This is a genomic window from Pseudarthrobacter oxydans (assembly GCF_013314975.1).
GTDB classification, from domain to species: Bacteria; Actinomycetota; Actinomycetes; order Actinomycetales; family Micrococcaceae; genus Arthrobacter; species Arthrobacter oxydans.
Map to the genome: position 1 here is coordinate 69,733 of NZ_JABTYH010000015.1, position 26,534 is coordinate 96,266.

The following is a 26,534-nucleotide window of genomic DNA, read 5'->3' on the forward strand; positions in this document are numbered from 1 at the left end:
GTAGTGCAGTGAACTTCTTTCTCGCAGCCGTCGGCGTACTGGGCGTCGCCTCGTCCGGTCCGCTGATTGCTGCCACCCTCGGGGCCACAACGGTCAGTGCCCTGGCCATCGCTTTCTGGCGCAACGCCATCGGCGCTGCCGTGATGGCCTCCCCCACCCTCATCCGGGAACCCCGGCAGTTCGGCAGGATCACCCACCGTGAGTTCCGCTGGTGCCTGCTGGCCGCCGTCGCGCTGGCCCTGCACTTCGCCTGCTTCATTACCTCCCTGCAGCTCACCTCCGTTGCCGCGGCCACGGCACTGGTGTGCCTGCAGTCAGCCTGGATAGCTGTGTTCCAGCTCTTCCGCGGGACCCGTCACCGGTGGCAGGTGCTGGCTGGCCTGGGCATCGCTTTTGGCGGCGTTGTTGCCATCACGGGATTCGACATGGGCTCGTCGCCGGATGCCCTGCTGGGTGACCTGCTGGCCGTCGCCGGCGGGGCGCTGGCCGGCCTATACACACTGGCGGGTGGAAAAGCCCGGCAAAGTATGACGACGGGCACTTACACCACGCTCTGCTACGGAATGTGCGCAGCCCTGGTTGCCGTACTGGCGCTCATTGGCGGGCAACCGCTGGTGGGGTTTGAAGCCGCCGGCTGGCTGGGGATCCTGGCCATCACGGTCTGTGCGCAGCTTGTGGGGCATACCGCCTTCAACCACCTGCTGGCCACCATGAGTCCCCTCCTGGTGTCGATGATCATCCTCCTGGAGATTCCGGGTGCCGCGCTTCTTGCCGCGGTCTTCCTCCACGAAACCCTTCCCGCCGGTACCTACGCCGGCCTGGGGCTTATCCTTGCGGGTCTCGCCGTCGTGGTGCTGGGCCAGCGGTCGGGCAAGGCCGCGCGCCGCGCAAGCCCAGCGGCAAACGGGCGGGAAGAACCGCCGTCGGACCGGCCGCTCGCGGAGTTGGGAACCGACTGATGCCGGTGTGCTGCGTGGCCTTTACTGACCGCCGCGGCGCACTGGCTGGGCGGTATTAACGGTGTGGATGGCCCGCAGGAGCTTGGCGGGGAAGTACACCGAGAAGAACACCACCATGGGAGCCTTCAGGGCCATCTTCTTGACGTTGTGGGCCTTGTAGGTCCGGTCGAAGCGGGTGACGTAGTAGCGGTAGTCCCGCGGTGAATCCTCAAGCCTGCGGGCAGACATCCCGGACACCATCTGGGGGCAGTACTGGATCTTCAGATCGTTCTCGGCCAGGTGCAGGGACAGGTCGATGTCCTCATGCATCTCGTCTCTCTCGTCACGGCAGGTTTCGGCCCGGATGGTTTCCCACGCGGTGGAACGCAGCGCCATGTTGGAGCCGAAGAGGAAATGGTATTGATGCTTGGCCAGCTTCAACATGAGCTGGCGCATCTTGTCGTCTGCCTTGAGGCCAAAGCGGCGCATTGGCATGTCGTAGTACACCACCGGGCCCGTGGCTGCCTGGACGGACTGGTCGAGGAACGCTTTCTGCACCTGCTCCACCCAGTCCGGTTCCACCACCGAATCGGCGTCGATCCTGCCCAGGACATCACCGGTGGCGTGGTCCAGCCCGAAGTTCCGGGTAGGGATCAGCCCCTGCTCCTTGTCCTGGCTGAGCAGGACGATGGGGGTCTCCGGGTACTCGAGCTGCATCTGCTGCACAATGCGGGCCGTGCGGTCCTTGGACAGATTGTCCACCACCACGATCTCGTGGGCCGGGACTGACTGGTAGATGGCAGCTATAAGGCACTGCCGGATGACGCTCTCCTCGTTGTACGCCGGGATGACAATGGACACGCGGGGCAGGTCTGCTGCGTCGTTCAAGGCATCCCCAGAGGATTGTTCGGCTGACATCGGTTCAAATCTAGCACCGAACGGTGCTCCGACTCCGAAGCACCGGAACGTCGGGAGACAGGAAAAGGGCCCCGCCCTGCGGCGGAGCCCTTTTCCGGCTGCTGGTCCGGCCCACCGGGACCGGGGATATCAGGACTGCTGCATTAGGACTATGAAGCGCCCTTGTCACCGTTGCCGATGTTGGAGGCGATGTTCTTGGTGGCGGTCTTGGCGTCCGTAGCTGCCTTGGCTGTGCTGTCAGCGGCATCCTCGGCCACGTGCTTGGCCTTCTCGCCGGAGTCCTCAGGCTTGTCGGCGGAAGCGCCTGCCTCGGGGGCTGCCGGGGCTACCGGTGACTCCTGGACCTCGTTCACCGTGGTGGCGGGGACGGGTGCAGGCGTGGGTGTTACCGGCGAGGGGGTCTTCCAGGGGTCTTCGACCGGCTTGGAAGCCTTCCACGCGGCGACACCGGCTGCAACCGCAGCCGCAATCACACCGAAAACCAGCCAGCCGCGCTTCTTCTTGGGGGGTTCCGGCTGTGCAAGCTGGATGCCCACCGTGCGGCCGGCTTCGGTTGCTGCCGCCTTAAGCTGGGTACCGGTGGCCTGCGCCTGTTCCTGGATGGCGTGGATGATTCCCGCGTCACCGAGTTTGTGGGCGACTGCGTCCACCCGTGCCGGCGCATTCTCCAGCGTGCGGTGCACGGCGTCGGAGGCGGAACCGATCTGGTCCGAAAGGCGCGGGAGGTACTCCACAACCACGCGGTCACGGGCGTTCAGGATCACCGGGGTGGCCTTGTCCAGGGCCTCATGCAGGCGGGGCGAAGCGTTGTCCACGGCATCGTTGATCCTTGGAGCGAGCTGGGCCAGGCCGTCCTGGATGCGCGGGGTCACTGTGGCAACACCGTCGGCCAGGTTGTGGGCGGCGGACTTCAGTCCCTCCTGGACCTTTGGCGACGCGGTGTCCAGGCCATGCTGGAGGCGGTCAATGGCTGCTTCCACACGGGGGGCTGCCCAATCCTTGGCATTCTCCACTGCGCTGGTGACTGACAGTTCAAGGTCACGGGCAATACGGTCCGACTTCTTCACAACTACCTCCCGATTAATGTGACGGTTCTGTGGTTAGCCTACGTGGCTTGGTGTTCACCTGCTATTCCCCCAGCGGATTTTGGGAGGATTTCACCCAGCGCGGAACTGCGGCGGCAGCCGTTCGCTCCCTGGGCTGCCGTGGAAGAATAGGGCCTATGACTGCCATCGCAACTGCAAAAGCAACCATCCACACCAGCCTCGGCGACATCGTCGTCAACCTGTTCGGCAACCACGCCCCGAAGACGGTCAAGAACTTCGTGGGCCTCGCCACGGGTGAGCAGGCATGGACCCACCCGGAGACGGGCGACGACAAGAGTGGTACGCCCCTGTACAACGGCACCATCTTCCACCGCATCATCAAGGACTTCATGATCCAGGCCGGCGATCCGCTGGGCCGCGGCACGGGCGGTCCGGGCTACCAGTTCGACGACGAGATCCACCCCGAACTGAGCTTCAACCAGCCCTACAAGCTGGCCATGGCCAACGCCGGCATCAGGATGGGCAAGGGCACCAACGGCTCGCAGTTCTTCATCACCACCATCCCCACCGACTGGCTGCAGGGAAAGCACACCATCTTCGGTGAGGTGGCAGACGACGACTCCAAGAAGGTTGTGGATGCCATCGAGGGCGTGCGCACCGGCATGGGCGACCGTCCGGTGGAGGACGTCACCATCAACAGCATCGACATCGAACAGCTGTAATACCGCACCATGAGTTACGGAATTCCGGCGGCTGAGCCGTCCGCCCAGGTTCCGGTGTGCCCACGGCACCCCGACCGGCCCTCCTACGTCCGCTGCCAGCGCTGCGGACGACCGGCCTGCCCCGACTGCCAGCGGGCGGCCGCCGTCGGATTCCAATGCGTTGACTGCGTCAACGAAACAGCACGCACGACGCCGGAGGTGCGGACCGTCTATGGCGGTGCCGTAGCGACCGGCAAACCTCGGGTGACGTTCGGGATCATCGCTGTGTGCGCCGTTGTGTATGCCCTGCAGTGGCTGATCCCGGGCCAGGTGGTCTATGAACAGTTCGCCTACAACAATGTGTTCGCCACGCCCCAGTACGGTGTGTTCGAACCATGGAGGATGCTCACCGCCGCGTTCCTGCACTCGCCGGACTCGCTCCTGCACATCATCCTCAACATGTATACGCTGTGGATTTTCGGCCAGGCGCTGGAGCCCCTTCTGGGCCGTGCCCGCTTCCTCGCGCTGTACCTGATCTCGGCCGTGGGCGGTTCCGTGGGATACCTCCTCCTGAACCCGGTCCTTGTGCCGGGCCAGGGGCTTGTAGGCGTTGTGGGTGCCTCCGGCGCGATCTTCGGCCTCTTCGGGGCCATGCTGCTGGTGCAGCGCCACCGGGGCGGTGAGACCCGCCAGCTCTGGGTGCTGATCGCGATCAATGGGGTAATCGGGTTCCTCATCCCCCAGATCGCCTGGCAGGCGCACCTGGGCGGACTCATCACCGGCGGCCTCTGCGCCGCGGTCCTGGCATATGTCCCCCGCGGGCCGCGGCAGCGGCTCCTCCAGGCCGCAGGACTGGCCGGAGTTCTTCTCCTGCTCATTGCCGTCAGCTGGCTTAAGATCTCCCTGTAGGTCCAGGTTCAAGCAGCCGATACTCACACCTCGCACAAGAAAGCCCCGCCGTCCGCAGGACGGCGGGGCTTTTGTTTTCCACAGCCCTTATCCACAGTGTTGGTAACTTACAGGCGTGTAGTTCATCGATCGGACCCTTCCAGACCGCTGAATTGCGGCTGTTTTCCCCAGAACAGGCCTGTTTTTCTCCACAGTTGTGGATAACCTCTGGGGATAGGGGTGTGTTTAAGTGGACAAACCGGCCCGGGGATGAGGTTCTGTGGATAACCTCGGGGAAATTGCTTCCCTGAGGGCTCAGGCCGCTGTTCAGGAGGGAACTATCAACACCGTTATGCACACTGTTAATAAACAACAAGGCTGTAGTTCACCTCTGTGTACAGGCCCGCATGGCAGCGTGCAGGCCTCCGGCGTCCAGGTTGTCTCCGGCCGTATCCACAACTGTGGATAACTTGTGGGTATCGGCATGTTGGTAAGTGGATAATTACCGGGCGCCTACCCTTGGCTTACGTCCGTTTTCCCGACAGGAGGGTCCATGACTGCGACCACCAAGCACATCTTCCTCGACAAGCAGCACCCCGCCGTATGGCGCGCGCTCAACGGCCTGGGGCTCAAGGTCAAGGAAGCGGCGCAGGAAGTCGGGATGGAACCCAAGACCGTGGAGCTCCTGCACGTGCGTATCTCGCAGCTGAACGGTTGCGCCTACTGCCTGGACGTCCACGTCAGGGACGCGGTCCAGGCCGGAGAGTCTCCACAGCGGCTGGCGGTGCTGTCGGCCTGGCGGGACACTGCGCTGTTTACCGAGAAGGAGCGTGCAGCCCTGGCGCTGGCAGAGAGCATCACGACCCTCCCCGGCCACAGCTCCCAGGAGCAGGAGGAAGCCTACGCCCGGGAACACCTGACGGAGGAGGAGTTCTCCGTGGTCAGCTGGCTGGCCATTGCCATGAACGCCTTCAACCGCGTGTCGATCACCAGCCACCACCCGGTCCGCAAAGAGCGCTAGGCCGGGAACGGGCCTCTCCCGCCGTTATCCACAGGTATTCCACACTGTTAATAACTGCGTCCGGGATGCAGGATGAGCGCCTCGCGCTGTCGCGGCGGGGATCGGCGCCCTGAATATCCCCCGATGGGCGGGTGGCTGTGGATAAGGTTCCCAACAGCTGGGGAAAGCGAGCAGCTTCCACGGGCGTACTGCCACCGCTTGCGTGGTCGCCGCGGCAAGTCTGCCCGGGCGGCGTCCGCCTAGCCTGCGTCCGGCCAAATCCCCGATGAACCGCGCCGGTGGCTTCCCACCAGATGGGTGTCCACCATGCCGATGGCCTCCATGAGGGCGAACATGGTGGTGGGACCCACGAAGGCGAAGCCCCTTTTTCGCAGGGCCTTGGAAAGGGCAATGGATTCCGCCGACTGGGTGGGGATGTCCGCATGGGTCCGGGGGCGGGGGGTTGCTTCGGGCTGGAACCGCCACACAAAGTCCACCAGGCCGCCGTCCTGCCGCAACGAAAGGGTCGCGCGGGCATTAGTGACCGCGGCACGTATCTTCAGCCGGTTCCGGACAATGCCGGCGTCCTGAAGCAGCCGCTCGACGTCGGCATCGGTGAACTGTGCGACGGCGTCGGGGTTGAAGCCGGCAAAAGCTGTCCGGAACGCGGGGCGCTTGCGCAGGATAGTGGCCCAGGAAAGTCCTGCCTGGAATCCTTCCAGGCAGATACGTTCGTAGAGGCCCTGCTCATCCCTGACGGGCATGCCCCATTCATGGTCGTAGTAGTCCCGCAGCAAAGGGTCGGAGGACGCCCACGCCGGGCGGGCCAGGCCGTCCCCGCCCAGCAGGACACCGTGATCGTCAGGGGGCATGCGTTTCCCTCGGGGTTAAGGTCCGGCCTGCCGGCCGTCCGGGAAAGGAACCTATGAGCGCCAGCGGGTGGTCATCAGGAAGCCGACAATGGCGATACCGAACCCGGCCACAATGTTCCATGATTCCCATGCCTGGACGGGGAAGCGTCCTTCGCTGATGTAGAACGTGATGATCCAGAACAGGCCGATGATCATCAGTCCGAACATCACGGGCTTGAACCACACCGGGTTCGGCTTGTACGTCTGGGAAGAAGCCTGGGGGGCGGTGCTGGCAGTCTTCTTGCGCGGCTTTGACTCGGGCACTGGCTCTCCTTGGCGGGCTGAGGCAAGCTCGGCGTTCCGGGCTTGGTATCCTGCAAGAAGGAAATTGCCAGCGGTCTGCGCGATCTTGGTCAAATCTGGATTCTTACTAGCAGCCAATTCTAGCCGTAGTTCGTGGGCCGCCGGTGCCCGATGGAACCGCCCCGAGGAGAACGCGTGGTGTTGCAGGAGAAGGCGGGCCGAACCGCTGCGGCGCCCGCCGGCGTCGTAATTCTGCGTGGAGCAGTCCAGGTGGTTGGCGAGCTGCTCATCACCGCCGGGATCATCCTCCTGTTGTTCGTTGCATGGCAGCTGTGGTGGACCAACGTCGAATCGGACGCCAGACAGAGCGAAGTGATCAAGGAATTCGCCCAGGACCTCGGTGGCGCTGCCCCGGCCGCACCAGCCGCCCCGGAAGGCTCTGCGCCATCTGCCGGGGAGGACTTCGGCGAGCCGGTGGTGTCCGCCGCACCCGGCCACGCCGGCACTATCGGCATCATGTACATTCCGCGGTTCGGCGCGAACTACACCCGCCCCATCGTGGAGGGCACCACCAGCGATGTTCTGGACACCCTGGGGCTGGGACACTACGGCACCACCGCCATGCCAGGAGCGGTCGGCAATTTTGCCGTTGCCGGGCACCGCCAGACCCACGGCGCCGTCCTGGACAACATCCACACCCTGGTTCCCGGGGACAAGATCTACGTCCAGACCAAGGACGGCTATTACGTCTATGTGTTCCGCAACAACCAGATCGTAATGCCATCGCGCACCGACGTCCTGGAACCGGTGCCCACACTCCCGGGGACCGTCCCCACCGAAAGATACCTGACCATGACCAGCTGCAATCCCCGCTTTGGGGCCGAAGAACGCATCATCGCCTACTCGCTCCTGGACAGTTGGCGCCCCGCCTCGGCGGGACCGCCCGCCGAAATCGCGGACCAGGTGGCTGCGGCGATCGGAAAGGGCTGAGCATGTACGGCTGGATCTTCCGGCATCTTCCCGGACCCCTCTGGCTGCGGATTGTCACCTCATTGGTGCTCGTCGCTGCCGCACTGGTATTGATGGTTCAGTTCCTTTTTCCCTGGATGTCCGAATACACCCAATTCACCGACTCAACGATTGGTTCAGCAAGCCAGTGACCACAACCAAAATCCTCGTGGTGGATAACTACGACAGCTTCGTCTACACCCTGGTGGGCTACCTTCAGGAACTCGGCGCCGAAACCACGGTTGTCCGCAATGACGACGTCACACTGGCGGAGGCCATTGAATTGGCCAGCACCCGCGACGGTGTGCTCATCTCACCCGGTCCCGGCAACCCCGCGGAAGCCGGGGTGTGCATTGAACTGATCAAGTGGTGCGGCGAGAACAGCGTGCCCATGTTCGGTGTATGCCTTGGGCACCAGGCACTGGCGGAGGCCTTCGGCGGGAAGGTCACGCACGCTCCGGAGCTGATGCACGGTAAAACGTCCCTGGTACAGCACATCGGCACCAGCGTCTTCGCCGGACTCCCCTCCCCCGTGACCGCCACGCGCTACCACTCGCTGGCAGCCGTCCGCGAATCGATTCCTGACGTCCTTGAGGTCACTGCCGAGACCGCAACAGGTGTGGTGATGGGACTCCAGCACCGGACGGCGCCGCTGTGCGGCGTGCAGTTCCACCCTGAGTCTGTGCTGACCGAAGGCGGCTACCAGATGCTGGGGAACTGGCTGGAGTCGCTGGGGATGAAGGGCGCAGCCGCCCGGGCAGCCAAACTGAGTCCGCTGATCCAGCACTGACCTGCAGGCTGTCCCGTCAGTCGTCATCCTTGGTGGAGGTCGGCTTGGGCGTCGGCGTCGCGGTCGGCTCGGGGCTTGGCGGGGGCGGCGGCGGAGCCTTGGCCACCACAATCGTGACGGTCCTGCCCTGCTCCACCGTGGCGTTGACCGGATCGCTTTGGTCCGTCACCCTGCCTGGCTCCACTTGGGCGTTCTCCACCTCGATCACCGCAGGGACCAGGCTCAGTTCCTTCAGCGCGGCTTCAGCCTCTTCGCGGGTGCGTCCCCGCAGTTCCGGAAGCGCAACCTTGCCCGTGGACACGATCAGCTCGACGCTGGTTCCCACACCGACCATCTGGCCCGGCGCAGGGCTGGTGGTGATCACGATTCCGGCAGGAACCGTGGCGCTGTTGGCTGTGGTGGTGGACGGTGCGCCGGCCAGTCCGCTTTGCCGCAGGATATCCCTGGCCGCCGCTTCCGTCTTCCCCGGGAGGCTTTCGGGAATCATGACGGCGCTGGGGCCCTCGGAGATGTTCAGGACCACCTCCGCCCCAGGATCCATGGACGCACCGGACTCCGGTTCGGTGCCGATGGCCGTGCCCTTGGGAACGGTATCATGCTGCGACCTGACAATCCTGGGCTTGAGGTCGGCGTTATACAGTTCCTGCAGCGCCGCTGACTCTGTCATGGCAGCGACCACCGGGATCTGGACTTTCGGTATTTCCGGGGCAGGCCGGTTGACGGTGCTGTACAGCCACAGACCACCGCCGGCGAGGACGAGCAGGGTGAAGACCACCAGGGTGGCAATCCATGCACGACGGCGGGACTTCTGCCGGGGGCTCGGCTCGCGTTCCGGAGGGAGGCCAAGCGGCAGCGCCTCGGCCTGGGTCCGGTCATCGAAACCGGCGGCCAGGGGGAAAGCGGTCCCTTGGTCACCGGCGGAGGCGTGCGTTGCCGCCAGCCTGCCGGTGGGAGCATCGTCCAGGAAGCCCGCCCCTGTGACACCAAATGCTTCGGTGGCCGGAGCCGTCGGGGCAGGGACGTGGTCGTTGGGGTCGGTCGGCGCTTCGGAGGCGGCTACCGCGGGAACAGGCACCCCCGACCGGGCAGCGCGCAGGGCACGGCGGAAGGCCGCGGCATCCTGGAACCGGTCGTCGCGGTTCTTCTGCAGGGCTTTAGCGAGCACACTGTCCAGGGCCGGAGTCACTTCGGGATTGAGGGTGCTCGCCGGCTCGGGTATCTCCCGGACATGCTGGTACGCCACCGAAACCGGACTGTCGCCGACGAACGGCGGACGGGACGTGAGCATCTCGTACAGCAGGCAGGCAGCGGAGTAGAGGTCGCTGCGCGCGTCCACCGCTTCGCCGCGGGCCTGTTCGGGAGACAAGTACTGGGCAGTGCCCACCACGGCCTGGGTTTGGGTCATGGTGGCCGAAGAATCCGCGATTGCGCGGGCGATCCCGAAATCCATCACCTTCACCGAGTTGGTGCTTTCGCAGTACATCACATTGGCCGGTTTGATGTCCCGGTGGACGATCCCGGCCTTATGGCTGTATTCGAGCGCCCCCAGGACGCCCATGCAGTAGTCGACGGCCTGGCCAATGGTGACGTCGTGGCCGCGGATCAGTTCGCGGAGGGTCTTCCCCTCCACGAACTCCATCACGATGTAAGGCACCCGGACGTCCTCGGAGCCATCGTGGACGAGGTGTTCGCCTGTGTCGTAGATGGCGACGATGGAGGAGTGGTTGAGGGCGGCCACAGCCTGTGCCTCGCGCTTGAACCTTGCCTGGAACTGCGGATCACGGGCAAGGTCCGGGCGCAGCAGCTTGATGGCCACCGTCCGCCCCAACCGGGTGTCCACGCCGCGGTATACGTCTGCCATGCCACCGCGCCCAATCAGGCCGCCCAGTTCGTAGCGGCCACTCAGGACGCGGCGGTTATCCACCGGGAGGCTGTCCTCACGGTGCAACGGGGTGCGCGGTGACTCATTCATGGGATGTCCTGGCGGCTACGGGTTGCAGGTTGGGGGCGTACCCGGCTGCTGGCCGTCCGTGCAGTCGGGCAGGGGTGACTCCAGGGTGGGCGCCGCCACCGACGAGGTGGTGGGCGCCGCGGTTGGAGCCGGAGCTGGGGCAGATGTTGTGGGTGCGGGCTCGGGCGCCACGGCGTAGGTAATCGTTACGGGTGAGCCAACTTCCACCAGGCCCGACCGCGACAGTCCGATGACGGTGTTGGGCGCAGCATTGGCATCGACCTGTGGCTCAACGCTGACATCGAGGTTGAGCGCCGAAAGTTGCGACTGGACTGTCCGGTAGTCCCTTCCGAGGTACGCCTCCGGAATCACGTTGACGGTTTCCGTCGTTGGAGTCGTGGTCGGCGTCGGCGTCGAGCGGGTCTGCGTGGGGGTGGCGGACGGGGTTGTCCTGGTGGGGCTGGCGCTGCTCGGTGCCGCGCTGCTCGTGGTCCCCGCGGAAGTGGGGTCCTCGGAGGGGAACAGGATTCCCCGCTGGCTGAGGAAGAACCCCACCAGCGCAAACAGAAGCAGCAGGATCAGGGCGATCAGGGGCCAGGTCCAGGGACTGCGGCCCTTGCGCTGGGGCTCATCGGCGGGCTCGTCGTCGTAGGTTGTTTCTTCCGGAACCCACTTGCGCTCCGCGGCGAGGGCGTTGGCCCGGGCCAGCGTCCCCTGGGGGGCGTCGGCGTCAGCAGCTGCCCCCGCAGCGCCGGCTGCCGCTCCTGCGGCTGCACCTGCCGCACCCGCGCCAACCACTGGCAAAGCTGAAGTCCGGCTTGGGGAATCGTCGCGCTGTGCGCCGATGACGCCGGTCGGCGCCGTCGAGGTGTCCACCGGAGCCGTGATGGGGCCGGTGTCAGCGTCGAAAAGGAGCATTCCCGGGACGGCTGCGCGGGCCGCGCTGATGTCGCCGTTGCGGATGGCCTCTGCTGCCTCGGCCAGCTTGATGGCGTTCTCCGGCCGGTCCTTGGGGTCCTTGGCCAGCATGGACATCAGGAGGGCGCGGACCGGTGTGGGCAGTGATTCCGGCAGGGGTGGCGGTGCGTCATTGACCTGGGCGAGGGCAATAGCGATCTGGGATTCGCCGGAGAAGGGGCGGTGGCCGGTCAGGCACTCATAGCCGATGACGCCGAGCGCGTAGATGTCCGACGAACCGGTGGCCGTCTGGCCGGTGGCCTGCTCGGGTGCAAGATACTGTGCGGTGCCCATCACCTGGCCGGTCTGGGTGAGCGGCACCTGGTTGGCAAGCCGGGCAATGCCGAAGTCGGTGACCTTGACCCGCCCGTCAGGAGTGATCAGGAGGTTGCCTGGCTTCACGTCGCGGTGCACCAGGCCCTGCGCGTGCGCAACGGAGAGGGCACGGGCGGTCTGCGCGATGATGGACAGCGTGCGGTCCGGCGAGAGGACCTGCTCGTGTTCGATGATGCTGCTCAGCGGCTGGCCGGGGACCAGTTCCATGACCAGGTAGGCGGAACCTTCCTCCTCGCCGTAGTCGAAGACGTTGGCGATGCCCACGTGGTTCAGGAGCGCCGTGTGGCGGGCCTCGGCGCGGAAACGCTGGAGGAACCCGGGATCGCCCGTGTACTCCTCTTTTAGCACCTTGATCGCGACGATGCGGCCCAGGACGAGGTCTTTCGCCTTCCACACTTCACCCATGCCACCAATCGCGATCCGCGTGGTCAGCTGGAACCGCCCGCCGAGGGTGATTCCGGTTGTAGGCCTCACTTATTCAACACCGCCTCAAAAATTCTCTTCGCGTTCGGACTGGTCAGCTGTGCTCCGGTGGTGATGTCCACGCCTTCCATGACGATCGTGACACCCACCTGCGGGTTGTTTGCGGGGGCAAAGCCGGTGAACCAGGAGTTGTTGGTTCCGTTGCCGAGCTCGGCGGTTCCGGTCTTTCCTGCCACCTGGACGCCGGGGACGGCGGCGCGGTTTGCGATACCTTCGCTGACCGCGCTTACCATCCACTCCGTAATCTGGTTGGCGATGTCCGGGGTGGTGGAGGTCCGCAACTGCTTGGGCTGCGGCTCCTCGATAACGCGGAGGTCCGGGGACCGCAGGGTCTTGATCAGGTTGGGCTGCATCTGGACGCCGTCGTTTGCGATTGCCGCGGTCATGAGCGCCACCTGCAGAGGCGTCGCCCTGACATCCTTCTGGCCGATGACGGACTGCGCCAGGCCGGGGCCGTCGAGGTCGTCAGGGAAGGTGCTCCCCCTGGCGTAGTCCAGCTTGAGCTGGTCACCCATGTCCTGGCCGAATCCAAACTTTGCCGCCTGTTCGGCGATGGCGTCCCGGCCCAGGTCCAGGGCGATGCTCGCGAAGGGGGTATTGCAGGACTGCTGGAGCGCAAAGGCGAAACTGGCCGTGTCCCGGGTATAGCAGTTGCCCCCCGCGTAGTTGGGCAGGCGGTACTCGATGCCTTCGAAGGGCAGCTCCGCAGGGTTGGGTAGTTCGCTGTCCTTGTTGTACTTCCCGGATGCCAGGGCCGCTGCGGTACCTACCAGCTTGAACACTGAGCCGGGGGCCAGCAGTTCCCCGGTGGGTCCGCTGACGTTCGGGTTCAGGTTGATCCCGGGCACCTTGATCAGTTCATTCATGCTGGCATCGGCTGCGGCGAGGTCCTGGGTGGCCACCAGGTTCGGGTCATAGGACGGCTTGGACACCATGGCCAGGATGGCGCCGGTCTTGGGGTTGGTGACCACAATGGAGCCGCGCTGCCCGTCCGGAATGAGGCTGTAGGCGAGTTCCTGGATCTCCGGATCGATGGTGAGTTCCACCGATGCGCCCTTGGGCTGGTTTCCGAGGAACAGTTGCCCCACACGGTCCAGGAACAGCTGGTCCGAGTTGCCGGCAAGCTCCGCTCCCATGGACTGCTCCAGGCCGGTGGCGCCGAAATTCTGCGAGAAGTAGCCCGTGATTCCCGCGTAGGCCTCCGGCTGCGGGTATGTGCGCTGGAAGGCGCAGGTCTCCGAGCCGGTGTCCACGGACTCCGCCACGGGGGATCCACCCACAATGATGGCGCCCCGGTCGTTGCAGAAGCTTTGCAGGACGGCGCGCTGGTTCCAGGGGTTGGCCTTGAGTTCGTCGGCCCCGATCACCTGGACGTAGCTGATGGCTCCGAAGATGAGCGCGAACATCGCGATGGCCGCCACCCATGAATGCCGTATTGCCTGGTTCACAGGTGTTTCACCGCCTCGGTAGGAGTATCAATGCCTGGTGCTTCCGATCCTTTGCCCGGCGGCAAGGGAGTGGTGTCCACGGGGCCGCGCGCAGTGTGCGAAATCATCAGGAGCAGGCCAACAATGATCCAGTTGGCCAGCAGGGACGAGCCACCGGCCGCCAGGAACGGCGTGGTGAGGCCCGTCAGCGGGATCAGGCGTGTGACGCCCCCGATCACCACAAAGCACTGCAGCGCCACGGCGAAGGACAGCCCGCACGCCAGAAGTTTCCCGAATGCGTCGCGGGTGCCCAGGGCAGCCCGGAAACCACGGGTGAACAGCAGCAGGTACATCAGGACGACGGCGAAGAGTCCGATGAGCCCCAGTTCCTCGCCCAGGGAAGCGATGATCATGTCGCTGTTGGCGAAGGGGACGAGGTCCGGGCGGCCCTGGCCCAGTCCCGTGCCGACCAAACCGCCGTTGGCCATGCCGAAAAGGCCTTGAATGATCTGCCGGCTTCCGCCGGGGAACCGGTCGTAGACCTCTGGTGTGAAGGCGTTGAGCCAGCCATCGATGCGCAGCTGCACGTGGGAGAAGACCTGGGCGGCCACGAACCCGCCGCCGGCGATGAGGGCCAGGCCTATGACAACCCAGCTGATCCGGCTGGTGGCCACGTAGATCATCACGATGAACAGGCCGAAGAACAGGATGGAGGAGCCCAGGTCCCGCTGGAAGATGAGCACACCGATGCTGACCAGCCACGCGGTGATCATGGGGCCCATGTCCTTGAACCGCGGGAACTGCAGCGGCCCCACCTTGCGGCCCGCCAGCAGGATCAAATCGCGGTTGGAGGAAAGATAACCAGCGAAGAATATAGCCAGGGTGATCTTCGCGACCTCACCGGGCTGGAACGTCATGGGGCCTAGGCGGATCCAGACCCGGGCGCCGAGGATTTCGCCGGCCGTGATGCCTGGGACAAGCGGCAGGATCAGGAGGAGCGCGCTGGCAGCCAGCGAAATGAAGGTGAACCGGCGGAGGACCCGGTGGTCCTTCAGGAACCAGATCACACCGATGGCCACGGCCATGGCGATAAGTGTCCACCGCAGCTGGTTGTTGCCGGTGTCGTCGCCCGGGGCGTCCAGGCGGTGGATCATGGCAAGCCCCAGGCCGTTCAGCGCCACCACGAGCGGAAGTATTACTGGATCGGCATATTTTGCGCGGAAGCGAAGGACCCCGTGGAAGACCAGGGCAGCGACGGCCAGGAGGCCGGACTGGAACCAGAAGTCGGAATCAAACGCATTCTCCCGGTCGATGCCCACCAGCATGTTGGCGCCGATGCCGACGGCGAGGGCAAGCAGGAGCAGCGCGAGTTCAACGTTGCGGCGCGGTTTGGGCATGGTGCTGAGCTGGCTCATTGGACCGCCTCGCAGGTGACGGAGGGGCTGGGCGTTGGGGACGGACCGGCTGCCGCTGGAGAAGCGTCCGGGGCCGGTGCAGCGGCAGCGGAGGCCGTGGGCGCCGGGGCAGGGGTGGATGCTGCCGGGGAGGGAGAAGGCGTGGGGCAGTCCTGTTCAGGAGACGTGGTTCCGGTGAGCTCAAGGTTCTTGACGATGCGCTGGGCGTCGTACAGGTCGTTGGCAGGAACGGTCTGGCGTACGCGCTGCTGGGAGAAGGGCGGCAGGGAATCCATCCGGATCTCCGTGACGGTCTCCAGGCTGGACAGTCCGATGGGTCCGAGGCGCTGGGAAACCCCGTTGTAGATGGCCACCCGTGAATCGAATTCGCCAACGTAGTACCGGGTCTGCGTCCAGGCATAACCCAGCCACAGGCCAATCGTCAGTGCCAACAGCACCGAAGCGGCGATGGTCCAGGTGACCCACCTGCGCGGTTTGGCCGGTGCCAGGGTGTCCTCAGCGTCGTTGCCGGGCTGTTCGGCCCTGTGGGTCAGGAGGGTTGCAGCCCTGCGCGCCACGGTGCGCCCCGCGATGGTGGGGATGGAACCGGACTCTGCGGCCGCCGCGGCAGCCCCCACAAGTTCGTGCGGCCGTGACGCCAGCTCCTCCCGGAGGACTTCGGCGGACAGATGCTCGCCCAGGTGCGGGTCGGTGGCGCCTGACTGCACGGACGGAGCGCCGTCGGCGTCCTTGGAGTCTCCCGGGTCCTCCGCTTCTTTTGAGTCAGGGTCCCCGGCGGCGTTACTGGCCGCCGGTGGGGTGTCTTTCCGCGCTGCCGCGGCAACGGCCAAGGCAGCATTCGTGGAAGGAATGACTTCGACGGCGGCTGTACTGACGTCGTCGGGCGTTTCTTCGACGATTTCCACCATGATTACGGTGACGTTGTCCGGGGAACCGGCTTCGAGGGTCAGGTCCACCAGGGTTTCCACGCACTCGCGGAGGTCCTTGGTTTCCCGTACCGTCCGTTCCACGGCGTGGCCCGCAACGTAGTTGAGGCCGTCGGAGCAGAGCAGCCAGCGGTCGCCCGGCCGTACGTCCAGGGTGTCAAGATCAAGTTCGGGACTGGCGTCGACATCGCCCAGCACCCGCATCAGGACGTTCTTGTGCGGATGGCTCTCGGCTTCCTCCGGGCGGAGCCTGCCTTCGTCGATGAGCCGCTGGACGAACGTGTGATCCACGCTCACCTGTTTGAACTCGCCGTCGCGCAGGCGGTAGGCCCGGGAATCGCCGATGTGCGCGAAGTGGAGCTTTCCCTCGGCCAGCAGGAGGGCGGTGACGGTGGTGCCCATTCCCGCGAGCTTCGGGTTCTGGTGCACCAGTTCGGACAGCAGGGAATTCGCGGTCTGGATTTCGTCGGCAAGGACCGTGCCGGCGTCGCCGTGATAGCCGCCGCGGTCCAGGTGGATCATGTCCAGGACGGTGGCGGCGGAGGCAACATCGCCGCCTGCGTGGCCGCCCATTCCGTCCGCGACGACGGCGAGGTGCCGGCCTGCGTAGGCGGAATCGTCATTCTTGGAGCGGATGCGCCCGACGTCGGAGCGCGCGGCGAAGCGCATGATGAGGGGCCGCTGCGGGGGCTGGTGCCCGTTTGCGGGGGATTGCGTGGCGGCCACGGCTATGGCCTCAATTCGATGACCGTCTTGCCGATTCTCACGGGTACCCCTGGCTCAACCGGCAGGGCACGGGTAAGTTGCTGGTCCGCCAGGTACGTTCCGTTCGTTGAACCGAGATCCTCGATGAACCAGCGGCTGCCCTGGGGGAACAGCCGTGCATGGCGGCCGGAGGCGTAGTCGTCCTCCAGGACCAGCGTGGCCTCCTGGGCCCGTCCCAGGAGGATGGGGCTGGCGGCAAGCGGAAGGGTGGTTCCCTTCAGCGGTCCCTCGATGACTACCAGCTGGTGGGCCTGCTGCTTCACCGGCTGCGGGGCGGCCTCCGCCAGGCCCGGGTTCTTGCGGACCTGGCGTTGGGTCGGGGCGCCGGACGCTGCCTTGCGCCCCACCATGAGGTCCCTCCGCATCGCGGAGACGATGCTGAAAATCAGCACCCAGAGGAGCAGGAGGAAGCCAAAGCGCAGGGCCGTGATGGTCAGGTCGCTCATGCGCGGCCGCCAGGACCGGCAGGCAGAAGGCGGAAGATGATTTTCGTCCGTCCCATAGTGATGGTGGAGCCGTCAGTGAGCTCGGTGCTCCCTGACACCTTCTGCCCGTTGACGTAGCTGCCGTTGGTGGAGCCCATGTCCACTGCGCTGGTCACGCCGTTGGCCGTGCGGATTTCCAGGTGGCGGCGCGAAACGCCGGTGTCCTCGACGTGGATGTCGGCATCGGAAGACCTGCCCAGCACGATGGACGGCGCGTTGAGGGAATAGCGCTGCCCGTCGATGTCCAGGACGGGCTGGAGCCGGACCGGCTGCCGGCTGGGAGCGGCCGGTACGTTGGAGCGCGCGGGGGCACCAGCCGGGGAACCCTGGGACTTCTCGGTGGAGGAGAGGATTTCAAAGTCGCCGGCGCGCAGGTCCGTGTCCCGGCGGAAGGAAATCCGCACCGAACCCTGAAGCGTGTAGCCCTGGCTGCGGACGTGGTTGATCACCACATCGCAGAGTTCTTCGGCCAGCGGGGTGCCCCATTCCTGGGCCCTCTTGAAGTCGTCTTCACTGAGCTGGACGTCGAAAACGTTGGGCGCCAGTGTGCGGCCGGCAGAGACCGTCAGGGCCTTGTGGTCCACCTCGCGGCGCAGGCGGCTGGCGATTTCCACAGGCTCAACCTGGGCGCGGGAGCCGGTGGAGAAGACGCCCCGGACAGCCTTTTCAATGCCGCGTTCAACTTTGTCCAGCAGACCCATGATTCTTCTCCTTTCCCCCCGGCTGCGGGGCAGTTTCCGTTCCGGAACTTCACCCGCCGTGCAGTTCACAACTCAGGAGCGTGCGCGCGTGCGGCAGCCACTCCTACATCCGATACTACTGGGCAGGCCTGTGAATGACCTTAATCAACAACGGCCCGCCGCCTGCAAAAGTTCACTCCACTGCCGCAGCCGTGCCGGATCCGGCGCCTGTTCCGCCCCCTTGCCGGGGCCCGAACCAGCGGGTCCCGCCGGGGCCGGGCAGGCGCACGGGAGCCCAATTGGTAATTTCCGTCCACTGTCCGTTATGCTTGATCTCGCTGCTTTTACAAGGTTGCGGATCCGGGAAACCGGCCGTGGCTGGGTGAAAGAAGTTGCGCGCGAGTGGCGGAACGGCAGACGCGCTGGCTTCAGGTGCCAGTATCCGAAAGGGTGTGGGGGTTCAAATCCCCCCTCGCGCACGCAAACAGGAAGAGCCCCGGTCTTAGGACCGGGGCTCTTTTGCGTTCCCAGAGTTTGGGTAAAGCCGGTTGCACCGCTGTGTGGACTTTTCACCCCGGGGTTACGGGGTGTTGTGTCCAGACCCGGGTGCCTTAAGGCCCGGTTCGACGACGGGAGCCCGGCTTGGTGCCACGCGGCGGCGATAGTTCGCGGACGCTAGGGACGCGCCGATGCCTTGAACCGGCGTCGTGAATTCGCCAGGTGGCTGCGCATGGCAGCAGCGGCAGCGGCCTCATCCCCGTCCGCGATGGCCTCAGAGATGGACCGGTGTTCCTGCACCACCTGGTCAAAGTGGTCCCGGGCGTAGTGTTCGACGCCGGTCATCAGCCGGGTGCGCGGCATCGCGATCATCGTCTGGCCCAGCGCCGCGAGGCAGTCCGAGTAATACGGGTTGCCGGACGCGGCGGCTACGGCCCGGTGGAACTCAAAGTCCGACTTCATGGCGTGGGCCGGGTGCCCTGCGCTGGCGGTGAACTCCTCCAGCGCTGCGGTGACGGCCCGCAGCTGCCGCTCTGTGTGGTTGCGCGCTGCCAGCGCTGCGGCCTCCGCTTCGACCCCCATGCGGAACTCCAGCAGGTGCAGCCGGTCCTCCATGGTGGCCACCGGACGCGCCCCCGGAGCAGGGGAGGGTCCGTCCGACGGCGGGGTGAGGGCAAAGCTGCCCCGTCCCCGTTCGGTTTCCACAAGTCCTTCGGCCTGCAGCCGGGTCAGCGCGGCACGCACCACGGTACGGCTGACGCCAAAGTCGCTGATCAGGGTGTTTTCGCTGGGGAGCTTCTCGCCCGGCTGGATGACGCCGTCGACGATGCGGGTGCGAAGGTCAGCGGCGAGGTCCGCGGTGAGGTTCCGGCTCATGGCAACTAGGTTACGCGCCGAACTCCACTGATTCGGTGGTCCAGGCGCGCGCCTGGTCGCTCAGGGTGATGCCCAGGCCGGGACGGTCCGGGACGATCATCCGGCCGTTCTTGGTTTCGAGGCGTTCGTTGAACAGCGGATCGAGCCAGTCGAAATGCTCTACCCAGGGCTCGCGCGGGTAGGCAGCGGCCAGGTGCAGGTGGATCTCCATGGCGAAATGCGGGGCCAGGCCCAGGCCGCGCTCGTCCGCCAGGGCGGCGAGGCGCAGGAACTGGGTAATTCCGCCCACCCGGGGCGCATCCGGCTGGATGATGTCGCAGCTGTTCGCGCTGATGAGGCCCTTGTGTTCGGCCACGGAGGCGAGCATCTCCCCGGTGGCGATGGGAGTGTCCAGGACCTGCGCCAGGTGCGCGTGGCCCTCGAAGTCGTAGGCGTCCAGGGGCTCTTCGATCCAGATGAGGTTGAACTCCTCGAGCTGGCGTCCCATGCGCAGGGCGGTGGCGCGGTCCCACTGCTGGTTGGCGTCCACCATCAGTGGGACGTCCCAGCCAATGTGCTCGCGGATCCCGGCGACACGGCGGAGGTCCTCCTTGCTGTCCGGCAGGCCGACCTTGATCTTGATGCCGCCGATGCCCTCCTCCAGCGACTGCGTGGCGCGTGCCTTGACTTCCTCGAGGCTGGCGTTGAGGAATCCGCCGGAGGTGTTGTAGGTCTGCACGGAGTCGCGGTACGCGCCCAGGAACTTGGCCAGGGGCAGGCCGGCCCGCTTGGCTTTGAGGTCGTAGAGGGCAATGTCGATTGCGGCAAGGGCCTGCGTGGCCACCCCGGAGCGGCCTACCGACGCTCCGGCCCACAGCAGCTTGGTGTAGATCTTCGCGATGTCATTGGGGTCCTCGCCGATGATGCCCCCGGCGACCTCCCTGGCATGTGCGTACTGTGCCGGACCGCCGGCGCGCTTGGAGTAGCTGAAGCCGACGCCGGTGTGCCCCAGTTCCGTGGTGATCTCGGCGAAGAGGAAAACGACCTCGGTCATGGGCTTCTGCCGGCCCGTGAAGACCTTAGCGTCGCTGATGGGAACGGCGAGGGGCAGGCGGGCGGTGGACAGCTTGACGTGCCGGATCAGGTCGACGGTACTCACGGGTTCTCCTTCGGGCGGGACCGGGCTCCTTCGCCCGCCCTCTTAGGATATAAGTAGGGTACTTGTATTACAAGTGGCGCCAGGTCTGTCGTGAGGAAGCTGGACTAAGCCCGCTGCTCCCGCAGGGCGCCCAGTCCTGCAATGAGCGCCTCAAGCCCCAGGCTGAACGCCGCATCTGCGGGCGGCCCGTCCACCTGTCCTGCGGCACTCCGCACCGCAGCCGTGAAGTGCGGTGTTGCCTCCGCCATGGAGCCCGACTCGAAAATGTCGGCCGGTGCCGTCACGTCATAGGCGGAGCCGAAGATGAAGGACTCCAGGGCCACGATGGAAGAGACAATCCGCTCCTGCGGGAATCCGGCGTCGAGGAAGCCCTTGCTGACGGTCTCGTACATGGCCAGGGTCTGCGGCGCGTCAGTCACCGGCAGGACCGCGATGACAGGAATGAGCGGCGTGTGCTCGGCGAAGACGTTCCGGTAGCTCCAGGCCCAGCCCCGGACGGCATCCTCCCACGGTGCCGGGCCGAAGCCGGATACATCCACCAGGGAAGTGAGATGGTCCTCCACCAGGAGCAGGACGTCCCGCTTGGCAGCCACGTGGTTATAGAGGGCCGACGGCGCCACGTCCAGTTCCTTGGCCAGTGCGGCCATGGTGAGGCCGTCATATCCCTTGCGGTTGATCAGCTCCAGTGCCGCCGCGGTGATTCCGGCCTTGTCCAGGACGGCGGCCGACGGCCTGCCGGCCCGCCGCCTCTGGGTACCGGCACTCCCCGGGGGGCGCCCCTCAGTGGCTGATACTGCCGGCATGCCTGCCCTTTCGTCGGTGGTCTCCAGCATTATTCCACCGGGCACTTCCCGTCCATGACAGGAGCGGCTATAGTTCTAATAAATGAATGCCGTTCATTTAGTGGTCCCCGTCACCTGGCAGGACCAAAGAGAGGACATCATGCTGAACCTGAACCGCGACGTCGTGGTCGTTGGAGCCGGGCCGTCCGGACTCACCGCAGCCCGTGAACTGAAGAAGGCCGGCCTGACCGTTGCCGTGCTGGAGGCGAGGGACCGCGTGGGCGGCCGCACCTGGACCGGCACGGTTGACGGCGCCATGCTGGAGATCGGCGGCCAGTGGGTCTCGCCTGACCAGACCGTACTCCTGGAACTCCTGGACGAACTGGGCCTGCAGACGTACCCCCGGTACCGCGAGGGCGAGTCGATGTATATCGGTGCGGACGGGGTTCCTGTGCGCTACGCCGGCGATTCGTTCCCCGTGGACCCGGACACGCAGGCGGAGATGGACAAGCTCACCGCACTGCTGGACGGGCTGGCAGCGGACATCGGTGCCACCGAGCCGTGGGCGCACCCCAAGGCGCGTGAGCTGGACACCATCTCCTTCCACCACTGGCTGCGGCAGCACTCGTCCAACGAGGAAGCGTGCAACAACATCGGCCTCTTCATCGCCGGCGGCATGCTCACCAAGCCGGCCCACGCCTTCTCCGCCCTGCAGGCTGTGCTGATGGCGGCGTCGGCGGGGTCCTTCACCCACCTCACGGACGAGGACTTCATCCTGGACCGGCGCGTGGTGGGAGGAATGCAGCAGGTCTCCCTGCTGCTCGCGCAGGAGCTGGGGGACGACGTCGTCCTTAACTCCCCGGTGCGCACCATCAACTGGGAGCCGGACGCCGAAGGCCACCGCGTCAAAGTGGCCTCGGACGGGGCAACCGTCAACGCGCGGTTCGTGATCATGGCCGTGCCGCCCAACCTCTACTCGCGGGTCTCCTTCAACCCGCCGCTGCCCCGCCGCCAGCACCAGATGCACCAGCACCAGTCGCTGGGCCTGGTCATCAAGGTCCACGCTGTCTACAGCCGCCCGTTCTGGCGGAACTCCGGCCTGTCCGGCACCTGCTTCGGCGCCGGATCCCTGGTCCAGGAGGTGTACGACAACACCAACTTCGGTGACACCAGGGGCACCCTGGTGGGGTTCGTCTCGGACGAAAAGGCCGACGCCGTCTTCGAGCTGGGTGCCGACGGGCGGAAGCGGGCCATCCTGGAGTCCATTGCCGGGTTCCTCGGCGCCGAGGCGCTGGAGCCGGAGGTGTACTACGAATCGGACTGGGGCTCCGAGGAGTGGACCCGCGGCGCCTACGCCTCCAGTTACGACCTCGGCGGCCTGCACCGCTACGGCAAGGACCAGCATGCCCCGGTGGGACCCATCTACTGGTCCTCCTCGGACCTGGCCGCCGAAGGCTACCAGCATGTTGACGGAGCCATCCGGATGGGCCGGCAGACGGCGGCCCGGATCCTCGAAGAGGCCCGCGTGGCCGTCCCGGCCGGAGCCTGACCCCGGTTTCAGCGCAGGGCGGACAGGTCCTTCCGGGCTGGAAAATAAGCATGCTTACCAATAGGCTGGCCCGAGGGGAATTACCCCCGCACGCAGACGAACGAGGTGAGATATGACTGACACTGAGAGCATCAGCAAGGTTACGGACATCATCAACGGTTCCCACATCGGGATGTTGACCACCATCAACGAAGAAGGCGCCCTCGTCAGCCGGCCGCTGGCTGTCCAGGAGGTGAAGGACGACGGCGACATGTGGTTCTTCACGGGCCTTGGCACCTCCCAGGTGGCCCACGTCAGGGCGGACCCCCGCGTCAACGTCTCCTTTGGCAAGAACACCGAATGGGTCTCCGTTGCGGGCACGGCCGAGGTTGTCACGGACCGGGAGAAGATCCGCGAGATGTGGAACCAGGCTGTCGAAGCATGGTTCCCGGATGGCCCGGATACCCCTGAGGTGTGCCTGCTCCGCATTGACTCGGACTCGGCCGAATACTGGACCAGCCCCGGCGGCACCGCTGCCACGGTGCTCCAGTGGGTCAAGTCCAAGGTCACCAACAGCCGGATGAGCGTGGGCGAGAGCGGCACGGTAGACCTGTAGGGCCTGCCAGCGGATTCGATGGGCGGGGCGGCTGAGGCCGCCCCGCCCTTCTGCTGTATGCCTTTAACCGGGCTCCACCGCCAGGAGGGCGGCCAGCACCTCCGGCAGCAGCAGGTCGTTCCGGCCCCAGACGGGGTCGAAGACCTCCACATACCAGGAGTCGGCGAGCAGCAGGGCGAGGGAATCGTTGGTTTCGTCCGCCCAGTCGCGGATCTGTTCCTCGTCCACCGGATTCTCGCTGGAGCCCAGCACCGTGGTGACTTCCGTGCCCGCCAGCGTCACCGGGATCGCGGCATTGCTGGACTCGCCGGGGGCGTGCGCCACAGTGACCAGCTCCGTGCGGGCTGACAGTCCGATCAGGGCCGAGGCGGCGGCCGCGGAGCAGAACCCCGTCACGTACTGCCGCTGCGCCGCAGGGCCCGGGCGGAGGCCGGGCTGGGACTCCTTGGTGAAGAGTCCGTTGCGGTTCAGTTCCGCGAGGGAAGACGCAATGGGCCGGGTTTCGTCGTCAAAGCCGGGGGCGAAGGTTCCGGGCTGGTACTGGCTTTCGCCTTCCAGCCAGCGGGCAGTCAGTTCTCCGGCCGCAGCCAGGGAGGTGGCCTGCCGCCAGACACCGCGGTCCTCCAGCCGCCGGCCGAACTGGTCATGGGTTGGCAACTCCTGGGGATCCATCATTGGATGCTATCGCCGCAGGGTTCCCCGTTCCACGGCATACGACACAGCGGGTAACGTCTAGGCCGGTTCCGCCGGGACGCCCGCCGCCTTCTCGGCAGCGGCAAGGGTGGCACCCAGGCTGGTGACGGCGTCGGGATATCCCCGGTGAGGCGCACCGCGCAGTTCGTCAGCTTGCCGCATGGCCTTGATGAGGGCTGAGGTTTCGGGGGTCCGGACGTCCGTCAGCGCCGGATAGTCAATGGAGCAGGCCGGATCCAGCTCATACCGCCGCCAGCGGGCGATCAGCTCGTCGTGCCGGGCCTGCGCCGCAAGGTGCGCGGACTCCAGTGCCCGGTGGTCCTCGCGTGCCGTTCGGCGCGCAAGGTACTTCGGCGTCGCCCGGTAGGCGGCCACGCCGGCGGCAATGCCGGCTCCGCCGAGGAACAGGCCCGTCCACGGTGAGATCAGGGTGGGGATCAGCAGGGCGGGGGCGGCAACGGCTGCCCCGAGGAACAGGTCCCAGAACAGCTGGTCCGAACGCCCGGTTGGCCCGTTACCGCCGGCAAGGGCGCGGCGCCGGACCACAAAGACGGTGACCGCAACACTGGCAACCAGCACCGGGCCGCACAACAGCAGGGCCCAGGCTCCCTGGACCAGTCCCTCGACGAAACCTTCCCCCATGGCGGACACCTGACTTCCAGCGCGTGCCCGGGCCGCGGAATCCCGGGCTGGTCATTCCATTCCACCCCGTTCCGGAAGGCCGGTCAATGGTCCGGACGGCCGGGGCCGGAACCGGCATCTTTCCGGAGGGCGGAACGCCACGTACCGTGGGTCCATGAGACTCAAAATGTGCAGCATCCACGTCAAGGACCCCGCCGCGGCCCACGCCTTCTACACAGGAACCCTGGGCTTCGAGACGCTGATGGCCATGCCCGAGCACAACCTGTTCATCATCAAGGACCCCGGCTCGGACGCCGGCTCCGTGGGGCTGCTGCTGGAGCCCAGCGACAACCCGATCGGCGCCGCGTACATGAACGCCGTGCACGACGCCGGGCTCCCGGCCATCGTGTTCGGCGTGCCGGACGTGCGGGCGGAGTATGAGCGGCTGCTGGCGGCGGGGGTCAGCTTCAAGGGCGAGCCGGTCGAGGACCCTTCCGGGATCAGCGCCGTGTTCGACGACGGCTGCGGCAACTACATCCAGCTGCACCAGGACTGAGGGTCCCGGGTCAGTTGCGGAGCGTGCGGGGCTACTCGGCCTTGGCGCGGGCCTTCTTGGCGTCCTTCTTCGCGGATTCTTCCTTGACCCGCTGGGCCTCGGCCCGGACGGCGGCGTGCGTGGCCCGCTCGGTGACCAGCCACTGCGGGGGAGCCTGAAGCAGCGCGGTGATCTCCGCCGTCGTCAGCGCTTCCTCAACGCCGCCGCGCGCCAGGCCGCTGATGGACACGTTCAGCTTCTGCGCCACCACCGGGCGGGGGTGCGGGCCGTTGCGGCGGAGCTCGGCAAGCCACTCCGGCGGGTTGGCCTGCAGTTCGGCGAACTCGGCGCGGGTGATGGTCGAGTCCTGGAACTCCTGCGGTGTTGCGGGCAGATAGATGCCAAGTTTCTTGGCAACAGTGGCCGGCTTCATGGACTGGGAGTTCGCAGAGGTCATGCTTCAAGGGTATCCGGGCGGACGGTACTGTGAAGACGTGCCCTCCCACGACATCCCCCAGACAACCGGTCCCGGTGACCAGGACCAGCCGGCCGGGCAGGCGGAAGACACCGCCCCCCGCCTGCTCCGTATTGCCTATGTGGCCGGGGTAACCCCGGGCAAATGGATCCGGCGGTGGGAAGAGCGGATGCCGGACGTTCCGCTGCAGGCGTTTATGTCCGACGACGGCGCGCAGGTTGCGGTGCTTCGCGAGGGTTCAGCGGACCTCAGCTTTGTCCGGCTCCCCGTGGAGCGCGAAGGCCTCAGCGTCATTCCGCTGTACGAGGAGCAGCCGGTAGTGGTGGCGCCCAAGGGGCACGAGATTTCCGTGTTCGAGGAAGTGGCCCTGGCCGACCTGGAACAGGAATCCTTCCTTGACGTGGCTGCACTCGGAGGCCCGGAGCCCGCGCTGCAGGTGGTGGCCACGGGCGCCGGGCTGGCCATCCTCCCCATGTCCGTTGCCCGCCACTTCAACGTCAAGGACACCGTGGCGCGGCGGCTCACCGGTGCCCCCGGCACCGAAATCGCCATAGCCTGGCCGTCGGAGTCAACGGACGAGGTGATCGAGGAGTTCATCGGGATTGTCCGCGGACGGACAGCGCAAAGCTCCCGCCAGCCGTCGGCCCAGCCGGTGAAAACCAAGAAAGAGCCCAAGCCGGACCGTAGGGGTACCGGAGCCAAGAAGGCGCCCAAGGTGGCCCAGCGGTACGCGCCGAACCCGGACAAGGGGCGCGGCAAGGGTTCACGGAAGAAGGGCAAGCGGTAACAGGCTTGGTCCCATGAGCGCGGGGACGGCAGGCGCCAGCCGTGCAGGCGGCAGTCACAGCGTTAACGGCAACAGGCCGGCTCCAAAAGGAGCCGGCCTGTTGCTTACCCAAGCACT

Annotated in this window: 28 protein-coding genes and 1 tRNA gene; 12 read left to right on the top strand and 17 right to left on the bottom strand. The window is 66.0% G+C overall.

Features of this window, described 5'->3' with window-relative positions; all coding sequences use genetic code 11:
* The first annotated feature begins 8 nt into the window (after nucleotides 1-8).
* Nucleotides 9-959, top strand: a complete 951-nt coding sequence (locus HTS88_RS11750) for a DMT family transporter (RefSeq protein WP_174178560.1) — start codon at nucleotides 9-11, stop codon at nucleotides 957-959.
* A 21-nt stretch (nucleotides 960-980) separates the two neighbouring features.
* On the opposite strand, the gene HTS88_RS11755 is transcribed toward HTS88_RS11750, so the two are convergent.
* Both HTS88_RS11755 and HTS88_RS11760 read right to left on the bottom strand, forming a co-directional pair.
* On the bottom strand, nucleotides 981-1,856 hold the full coding sequence (locus tag HTS88_RS11755) for a glycosyltransferase family 2 protein (RefSeq protein WP_174178562.1): 876 nt from the start codon (nucleotides 1,854-1,856) through the stop codon (nucleotides 981-983).
* 149 nt (nucleotides 1,857-2,005) lie between these two features.
* Nucleotides 2,006-2,923 (bottom strand): hypothetical protein, encoded by a 918-nt coding sequence (locus HTS88_RS11760; RefSeq protein ID WP_174178564.1) that lies wholly within the window; start codon nucleotides 2,921-2,923, stop codon nucleotides 2,006-2,008.
* A gap of 155 nt (nucleotides 2,924-3,078) precedes the next feature.
* On the opposite strand from HTS88_RS11760, the gene HTS88_RS11765 reads away from it, so the two are divergent.
* The 3 genes from HTS88_RS11765 (at nucleotide 3,079) to HTS88_RS11775 (ending at nucleotide 5,512) form a co-directional block, all read left to right on the top strand.
* Nucleotides 3,079-3,624: a peptidylprolyl isomerase gene (locus HTS88_RS11765; protein WP_174178566.1), complete on the top strand. Its 546-nt coding sequence runs from the start codon at nucleotides 3,079-3,081 to the stop codon at nucleotides 3,622-3,624.
* A gap of 9 nt (nucleotides 3,625-3,633) precedes the next feature.
* Nucleotides 3,634-4,512, top strand: a complete 879-nt coding sequence (locus HTS88_RS11770) for a rhomboid family intramembrane serine protease (protein ID WP_174178568.1) — start codon at nucleotides 3,634-3,636, stop codon at nucleotides 4,510-4,512.
* Between the two features lie 532 nt (nucleotides 4,513-5,044).
* On the top strand, nucleotides 5,045-5,512 hold the full coding sequence (locus HTS88_RS11775; RefSeq protein ID WP_174178570.1) for a carboxymuconolactone decarboxylase family protein: 468 nt from the start codon (nucleotides 5,045-5,047) through the stop codon (nucleotides 5,510-5,512).
* Nucleotides 5,513-5,751: 239 nt separating this feature from the next.
* Here HTS88_RS11775 and HTS88_RS11780 read toward each other — a convergent pair whose 3' ends face one another.
* Nucleotides 5,752-6,363 carry a DNA-3-methyladenine glycosylase I gene (locus tag HTS88_RS11780; protein WP_174178572.1) on the bottom strand — a complete coding sequence of 204 codons (612 nt, stop codon included), beginning with the start codon at nucleotides 6,361-6,363 and terminating at the stop codon, nucleotides 5,752-5,754.
* A 51-nt stretch (nucleotides 6,364-6,414) separates the two neighbouring features.
* Complete coding sequence (locus HTS88_RS11785) at nucleotides 6,415-6,666, bottom strand: cell division protein CrgA (RefSeq protein WP_066280063.1); 252 nt, start codon at nucleotides 6,664-6,666, stop codon at nucleotides 6,415-6,417.
* Nucleotides 6,667-6,840: 174 nt separating this feature from the next.
* On the opposite strand from HTS88_RS11785, the gene HTS88_RS11790 reads away from it, so the two are divergent.
* From HTS88_RS11790 to HTS88_RS11800, 3 genes are read left to right on the top strand one after another with little or no spacing between them, the layout of a single operon-like run.
* Nucleotides 6,841-7,635, top strand: a complete 795-nt coding sequence (locus HTS88_RS11790; RefSeq protein WP_174178574.1) for a class E sortase — start codon at nucleotides 6,841-6,843, stop codon at nucleotides 7,633-7,635.
* A 2-nt stretch (nucleotides 7,636-7,637) separates the two neighbouring features.
* Nucleotides 7,638-7,805 carry a hypothetical protein gene (locus tag HTS88_RS11795; protein WP_174178577.1) on the top strand — a complete coding sequence of 56 codons (168 nt, stop codon included), beginning with the start codon at nucleotides 7,638-7,640 and terminating at the stop codon, nucleotides 7,803-7,805.
* Nucleotides 7,802-8,443: an anthranilate synthase component II gene (locus tag HTS88_RS11800; RefSeq protein ID WP_174178580.1), complete on the top strand. Its 642-nt coding sequence runs from the start codon at nucleotides 7,802-7,804 to the stop codon at nucleotides 8,441-8,443. The genes HTS88_RS11795 and HTS88_RS11800 overlap by 4 nt, the downstream gene beginning before the upstream one ends.
* Before the next feature lie 16 nt (nucleotides 8,444-8,459).
* Here HTS88_RS11800 and pknB read toward each other — a convergent pair whose 3' ends face one another.
* Genes pknB through HTS88_RS11835 form a run of 7 tightly spaced genes read right to left on the bottom strand, consistent with a single transcriptional unit; the run spans nucleotide 8,460 to nucleotide 17,889 of the window.
* Nucleotides 8,460-10,415 carry a Stk1 family PASTA domain-containing Ser/Thr kinase gene (gene pknB, locus HTS88_RS11805; RefSeq protein ID WP_174178582.1) on the bottom strand — a complete coding sequence of 652 codons (1,956 nt, stop codon included), beginning with the start codon at nucleotides 10,413-10,415 and terminating at the stop codon, nucleotides 8,460-8,462.
* A gap of 15 nt (nucleotides 10,416-10,430) precedes the next feature.
* Nucleotides 10,431-12,161, bottom strand: a complete 1,731-nt coding sequence (locus HTS88_RS11810; RefSeq protein WP_174178584.1) for a protein kinase domain-containing protein — start codon at nucleotides 12,159-12,161, stop codon at nucleotides 10,431-10,433.
* Nucleotides 12,158-13,618 carry a penicillin-binding transpeptidase domain-containing protein gene (locus HTS88_RS11815; RefSeq protein ID WP_174178587.1) on the bottom strand — a complete coding sequence of 487 codons (1,461 nt, stop codon included), beginning with the start codon at nucleotides 13,616-13,618 and terminating at the stop codon, nucleotides 12,158-12,160. Before HTS88_RS11815 ends, HTS88_RS11810 begins: the two co-directional genes overlap by 4 nt.
* The gene (locus HTS88_RS11820; RefSeq protein WP_174178589.1) at nucleotides 13,615-15,012 is read right to left on the bottom strand and encodes an FtsW/RodA/SpoVE family cell cycle protein; all 1,398 of its coding nucleotides are present in this window, start codon (nucleotides 15,010-15,012) and stop codon (nucleotides 13,615-13,617) included. Before HTS88_RS11820 ends, HTS88_RS11815 begins: the two co-directional genes overlap by 4 nt.
* Nucleotides 15,009-16,664, bottom strand: coding sequence for a PP2C family protein-serine/threonine phosphatase (locus tag HTS88_RS11825; RefSeq protein ID WP_400634908.1), 1,656 nt, complete (start codon nucleotides 16,662-16,664; stop codon nucleotides 15,009-15,011). Before HTS88_RS11825 ends, HTS88_RS11820 begins: the two co-directional genes overlap by 4 nt.
* A 2-nt stretch (nucleotides 16,665-16,666) precedes the next feature.
* Nucleotides 16,667-17,149, bottom strand: coding sequence for an FHA domain-containing protein FhaB/FipA (locus HTS88_RS11830; protein WP_066272737.1), 483 nt, complete (start codon nucleotides 17,147-17,149; stop codon nucleotides 16,667-16,669).
* Nucleotides 17,146-17,889: an FHA domain-containing protein gene (locus HTS88_RS11835; RefSeq protein WP_174178591.1), complete on the bottom strand. Its 744-nt coding sequence runs from the start codon at nucleotides 17,887-17,889 to the stop codon at nucleotides 17,146-17,148. The genes HTS88_RS11830 and HTS88_RS11835 overlap by 4 nt, the downstream gene beginning before the upstream one ends.
* A gap of 375 nt (nucleotides 17,890-18,264) precedes the next feature.
* On the opposite strand from HTS88_RS11835, the gene HTS88_RS11840 reads away from it, so the two are divergent.
* Nucleotides 18,265-18,347 (top strand) — tRNA-Leu (locus tag HTS88_RS11840).
* Between the two features lie 196 nt (nucleotides 18,348-18,543).
* Here the strand turns inward: HTS88_RS11840 and HTS88_RS11845 are convergent.
* The 3 genes from HTS88_RS11845 to HTS88_RS11855 form a co-directional block, all read right to left on the bottom strand.
* Nucleotides 18,544-19,242 (bottom strand): FadR/GntR family transcriptional regulator, encoded by a 699-nt coding sequence (locus tag HTS88_RS11845; protein WP_104186620.1) that lies wholly within the window; start codon nucleotides 19,240-19,242, stop codon nucleotides 18,544-18,546.
* A 10-nt stretch (nucleotides 19,243-19,252) separates the two neighbouring features.
* On the bottom strand, nucleotides 19,253-20,380 hold the full coding sequence (locus HTS88_RS11850) for an L-talarate/galactarate dehydratase (RefSeq protein WP_174178593.1): 1,128 nt from the start codon (nucleotides 20,378-20,380) through the stop codon (nucleotides 19,253-19,255).
* Nucleotides 20,381-20,484: 104 nt separating this feature from the next.
* A complete protein-coding gene (locus HTS88_RS11855; protein ID WP_310113498.1) occupies nucleotides 20,485-21,183 on the bottom strand; it encodes a TetR/AcrR family transcriptional regulator C-terminal domain-containing protein in 699 nt (232 codons plus the stop codon).
* Nucleotides 21,184-21,322: 139 nt separating this feature from the next.
* On the opposite strand from HTS88_RS11855, the gene HTS88_RS11860 reads away from it, so the two are divergent.
* Both HTS88_RS11860 and HTS88_RS11865 read left to right on the top strand, forming a co-directional pair.
* Nucleotides 21,323-22,711 carry a flavin monoamine oxidase family protein gene (locus HTS88_RS11860; protein ID WP_174178614.1) on the top strand — a complete coding sequence of 463 codons (1,389 nt, stop codon included), beginning with the start codon at nucleotides 21,323-21,325 and terminating at the stop codon, nucleotides 22,709-22,711.
* Nucleotides 22,712-22,823: 112 nt separating this feature from the next.
* Nucleotides 22,824-23,306, top strand: a complete 483-nt coding sequence (locus tag HTS88_RS11865; RefSeq protein WP_174178595.1) for a pyridoxamine 5'-phosphate oxidase family protein — start codon at nucleotides 22,824-22,826, stop codon at nucleotides 23,304-23,306.
* Between the two features lie 63 nt (nucleotides 23,307-23,369).
* On the opposite strand, the gene HTS88_RS11870 is transcribed toward HTS88_RS11865, so the two are convergent.
* Nucleotides 23,370-23,978 carry a DUF6919 domain-containing protein gene (locus HTS88_RS11870; RefSeq protein ID WP_174178597.1) on the bottom strand — a complete coding sequence of 203 codons (609 nt, stop codon included), beginning with the start codon at nucleotides 23,976-23,978 and terminating at the stop codon, nucleotides 23,370-23,372.
* Between the two features lie 60 nt (nucleotides 23,979-24,038).
* The gene (locus HTS88_RS11875; protein ID WP_217432535.1) at nucleotides 24,039-24,641 is read right to left on the bottom strand and encodes a hypothetical protein; all 603 of its coding nucleotides are present in this window, start codon (nucleotides 24,639-24,641) and stop codon (nucleotides 24,039-24,041) included.
* 154 nt (nucleotides 24,642-24,795) lie between these two features.
* Here HTS88_RS11875 and HTS88_RS11880 point away from each other — a divergent pair, with 154 nt between their 5' ends.
* On the top strand, nucleotides 24,796-25,176 hold the full coding sequence (locus HTS88_RS11880; RefSeq protein ID WP_174178601.1) for a VOC family protein: 381 nt from the start codon (nucleotides 24,796-24,798) through the stop codon (nucleotides 25,174-25,176).
* 31 nt (nucleotides 25,177-25,207) lie between these two features.
* Here HTS88_RS11880 and HTS88_RS11885 read toward each other — a convergent pair whose 3' ends face one another.
* Nucleotides 25,208-25,612 (bottom strand): DUF5997 family protein, encoded by a 405-nt coding sequence (locus tag HTS88_RS11885; protein ID WP_066272755.1) that lies wholly within the window; start codon nucleotides 25,610-25,612, stop codon nucleotides 25,208-25,210.
* On the opposite strand from HTS88_RS11885, the gene HTS88_RS11890 reads away from it, so the two are divergent.
* Entirely contained in the window at nucleotides 25,611-26,417 is an 807-nt protein-coding gene (locus HTS88_RS11890; protein WP_174178616.1) for a LysR family substrate-binding domain-containing protein, read from the top strand. The two genes, HTS88_RS11885 and HTS88_RS11890, sit on opposite strands and share 2 nt — an antisense overlap.
* Nucleotides 26,418-26,534: the final 117 nt, after the last annotated feature.